3 protein-coding genes are annotated in these 4,535 nt (G+C 34.8%); 1 reads left to right on the top strand and 2 read right to left on the bottom strand.

The features are described 5' to 3' along the window. Positions 1–78: 78 nt before the first annotated feature. Together A9Y75_RS14550 and A9Y75_RS14555 are read right to left on the bottom strand one after the other, a co-directional pair. Complete coding sequence (locus tag A9Y75_RS14550; RefSeq protein WP_071190274.1) at positions 79–2,559, bottom strand: vWA domain-containing protein; 2,481 nt, start codon at positions 2,557–2,559, stop codon at positions 79–81. Between the two features lie 196 nt (positions 2,560–2,755). After that, positions 2,756–3,610 (bottom strand): Rpn family recombination-promoting nuclease/putative transposase, encoded by an 855-nt coding sequence (locus A9Y75_RS14555; RefSeq protein WP_071190275.1) that lies wholly within the window; start codon positions 3,608–3,610, stop codon positions 2,756–2,758. Between the two features lie 247 nt (positions 3,611–3,857). On the opposite strand from A9Y75_RS14555, the gene A9Y75_RS14560 reads away from it, so the two are divergent. Continuing rightward, positions 3,858–4,535, top strand: a 678-nt coding sequence (locus A9Y75_RS14560) for a UbiD family decarboxylase (protein ID WP_143046431.1), incomplete at its 3' end; no start/stop codon positions are given.

The raw sequence follows: 4,535 nt of genomic DNA on the forward strand, positions 1-4,535 counted from the left end.
TTATTAACCTCACAGTAACAATATTTTTATATTAACATATAGGGTTTAGCATTGCTAAACCCCTACAAAATCAATTAATTAACTAACAACAACTGACTTTTTACTGTAATATTCAGTTTGAGCATAAACGCTAATTACAGTATCACCAATCAAGAAAAATGTCCCTTCCTGCTCAGATTTAGAAAACTGTAAATTGGGATATTGACTAGCAAGTTCATCAGCAGTCATCGCTTTTGCAGACATTTCATCTGGTAACAAACCAGTCGCACCAATGTAAAAAACCAAAGGAGAAATATTTTCTTGGTAAATTTTTTCTGTGTACTCTTCTAATTTACCTTGTGCTGATGTCATGGCGTTGATAAGTTCTTCTTTATTTACAGGTGTACCAGTGTGTTTTGTTTGTAATAACAACCCTAAACTACCAGCACCAATTTTGTTAAGAATTTCTGCAATTCTGCCATTTTGTTCAATTCCCAGAAAATCATCAAAAATCGGTTTCATCAAATCATCGACTTTGGTAAGTTTCATTCTCGCAGAAACTGCTTTAGCACGAACAGCTATATTTTCATTAAATGCTAGTTCAAATGTAGGTTTAGAAAAAATTTCTCCCGTTTCTTTGTCATAAACTTCGTATCTTCTATCCAGAAACTGATTAGCAGAAGACAGCTTACTCAAATTGATAATTTCTGTACCACCAATATCAATCTTATAACTCACTCTGGAGTCAACTGTACCGTCAGATAAAGCTACTTTCAAGTCTGTATATTCGTTAGTGGTGGGAAAATTCAGATACAGACTTTTGGAAAGATAATGTTTTTTCAATTCTTCTATTTGCGCGGGAATAAATACATCTGATGCTTCCCGTAAATGAGCAGCAAGAATACTAGACAAAACTTTGATTTCTGCTAGTTGGGAAAACAAACCATCAATAATGCTGTAAGTACCCTCAAAGCTAACCAAGGGTAAATTCTCTAACTCAATGGTATATTCTTTTTGAAAATCAAATTCTTCCCCATCAATAACTCCCACTGCTTTTAAATCATCAAAGGCTTTTTTACTACTAATTTTTACTTTCAAAGCTTTGACATTAATTTCTCCATCACTGACAATAGTATAATTATTGAAAGTCGTTAAATCATTTAATAACACACCAGCAACTTCTGTAATTGCGGTTTTATCTTCAACTTTCACCAGCTTGACTTTTTGCGTAAGCAGCATATTAATAGTCGCTGTGTTACGGTTAATATCAAAACTACCCATCTGCACATAATCACCTGGTTCAATATATTCTATTTCTAACCAAGGTTGAATTAACTCTCCATTTTCTCCCCGCACCCCATTAACACGCTTGACACCTTTTCTTTGGTAAGTTGCTTGCAGATGTTTGAGGTTAATAATAATGTGTGAACGATGTTGTGATAAAATATCAATCAATGCCAAAACCGAGATTTTATCATTCACTTTTACATGATCTAATATTTCATGTTCTGCTAAAACATGAGGATAAAAGATAGCAATATCTAAATCTTGAGTAAAGTTAGCAATGTCTTGATTTGTTAAAGCTTTCGCGTGTCTTGCTGTTAAAGTTGCATTAAAGGTACTAGCAAGAGCATATTTAGCAGTATTGAGATTTCCGTCTGCTAAATTAGCCTTAGCAAAAGCATAAACTGATTCATCATTTTGGACAACAGGAATATCTGTCAATTGAGTATAAGCATCTTTGGTAATTTGCTTATATTTATAGATATAAGCCTCATCTTCGGGCTTCAAACCAAATATTTTCAAAGTTTGATTTGTGCCATTAATTTTCTTAGCACTGGGAGAGAAAAACACCTGATAACTATAGTCACTAGCTAAAGGTTCTTCTATGACTATTCCCGTAGCTTCTTTTAACACATTTCCGGTATTATAAAGAGCATCATAGACTTCCTTAATATTGCCAGCTTGTAGACAAGAACCAGAAACAGAATTAGCAATTTTCGCCAAAAATTTAAAATCAGAATAGGGAGAATACGCGATAGTGTTAACAAACACATCCAACTTTTGTAAATCATTACAGATTGCTTCTATCGCCTTAGATTCAGAATTAAAACTGCTATCATTAGCATAGCCATCACTGTGTAAAGTAATTGCTGTTAATTCACTAGGACGAATCAATTCTTGAGCTAATTTCAAAGATTGAGAAATACAAGTTGCACAACCAGCCTGAATTGCTTTAATTTTGGCAACATACAATGAATCTGGCTGCATTACCTCTTGAATAGGTATACGCTGGAAATGACAAGTAACATCACCCTTAGAAGAATAAGAAATCAGACTAATCACTAATTCGGAATTACTGTATTCATCCAGAGTCAAAAGTTTAATTAAAGTTTCCTTTAAAGCCTCAATAGCGCCATACATTGAACCGGAACGATCAATAATAATGATACTATGAGCTATCATCGTTTTAGGAATAGCATCTGGCTTCATTTCTAGATTAACTTTTTCAGCTAAATAGAAAGCTTTTTCCTTTCCTGCTAAGTTGTAAACAGTGAATTTGCTTTTTTGATTTGTCATAGTTTGAGAATAAGAATTTTATACACAATATATTCTATTTTAAACCAATTTATAGCTTTTTTATCTAATTGTAATATCTTGTAAAAGCAAGATTTGTGAATAATTCTAATTCTAAAAAAATAATATTATTAGGTAGTAAATATATCCCCAACTTATTAAAGAAGTCAGGGATATTCCTATAAACATCGAAGTTACTTTAGTTAGAATTAGGATTTTCTATCTCTTTTTGTAAAGCTTGAACTTGTTCAAGAGATAATTCCGTAACTTCAGAAATTTGTTCTAAACTCATACCAATTCCCAACAACTTTACAGCTAATTTTTTGGTTGCTTCAGCTATTCCTTCAAATTTACCTTGGGCGATACCTTGGGCGATACCTTGGGCGATACCTTGGGCGATACCTTTAGCTTCACCTTCAGCGAAACCTTCTTCCAGAATTTCTTGATATATCACAGATTCTCGCATAATCTCACTCCTGAAAATCTTACTGATTACATCTTTTTCTAACACAAGACCTGCTAAAACTGCACTAGCAGCAGCAATATTACTTTGTATCTTTCTATCTGTAATGGCTGCTACTGCTTCTCCTACTTGGCTTAATACCATTTTAGGATTTTTTGTTTGACTTAACACTGCAAAGGGTAATAAACCTGGAACTGTCATAAATTGAGCAGTTGGTTGTTCCCATAGTCTTATTATCTCAAATTGATGGTAAGTGTTGTTGAGTTTAAAACTATTTTCACTTACTAAGTCAGAACCTGTTTTTCGCAAATAGATTACTACTTGACGCATTTCTGTTTTGGGAAACCGACGATATACCCTGACTCGATAATCTAACATCCTAAATGGCATATCTTCATCTGTATCGGTTTGAAATTCTGTATGTAAAACTAATTCATCCGATTGTAATAATATTAATGAATCGGCTCGAATTGGTTCGCTAGAAAGTTCTGTAGGGCTAAGTTCTGTTAATTTGATTGGTGAACCTAGTAACCATGTGGCAATATCATCTTTGTAATTTTCGGCTATGAATTTACAGATGTTGTCATACATAATCTATTTCAAAAAAGATTTACCTGTTTGAGTTTGAGGATAAGTTAAGATTAAAGATGTATTAATATATTTGTCATATTTGTACTCTTTAAACAAGAGGCAGAACCTCTAATTAGCATTCTCAGTCAGAGACTGGGAACGAGAAAATGAGAAATGAGAAAAGTTTTAGGCAAAATCAGTACAAATATACTATGCAAATATCAAGTTAAGATCAAGAAGACTTTACACTTCTTAATTCTTAGGGAACATGGCGCGAGATTTACGGGGATTCATTAAAATTTTAGAAGAAAGAGGACAATTAAAGCGAATTTCGGCTTTAGTTGACCCAGATATGGAAATTGCGGAGATTTCCAACCGAATGCTGCAAAAAGGTGGTCCGGGTTTGTTGTTTGAAAACGTCAAAGGTGCATCCTTTCCCGTTGCGGTAAATTTAATGGGGACTGTGGAAAGGATATGCTGGGCTATGAATATGGAAAAACCAGAGGAGTTGGAAACCCTGGGAAAGAAGCTGAGTATGCTTCAGCAACCCAAACCACCGAAAAAGATTTCCCAAGCCATAGATTTTGGTAAAGTGCTGTTTGACGTGGTGAAAGCCAAACCGGGAAGGGACTTTTTTCCCGCTTGTCAACAGGTGGTACTAGAAGGGAATGATTTAGATTTAAATAAGTTACCTTTAATACGTCCTTATCCGGGAGATGCCGGAAAGATAATTACACTGGGATTGGTAATTACCAAAGATTGTGAAACGGGAACTCCAAACGTTGGTGTGTATCGCTTGCAACTACAATCTAACAACACTATGACCGTACACTGGTTATCGGTGCGGGGAGGTGCGAGACATTTACGCAAAGCGGCAGAACGTGGTAAAAAATTAGAAGTTGCGATCGCTCTCGGTGTCGATCCTTTAATCATTATGGCAGGAGGC

It is taken from the genome of Trichormus sp. NMC-1 (assembly GCF_001858025.1).
GTDB lineage: Bacteria > Cyanobacteriota > Cyanobacteriia > Cyanobacteriales > Nostocaceae > Anabaena.

Coding starts and splice junctions, on each gene's coding strand:
- A9Y75_RS14550 (WP_071190274.1), bottom strand. CDS start 2,559: ATGACAAATCAAAAAAGCAAATTCACTGTTTACAACTTAGCAGGAAAG.
- A9Y75_RS14555 (WP_071190275.1), bottom strand. CDS start 3,610: ATGTATGACAACATCTGTAAATTCATAGCCGAAAATTACAAAGATGAT.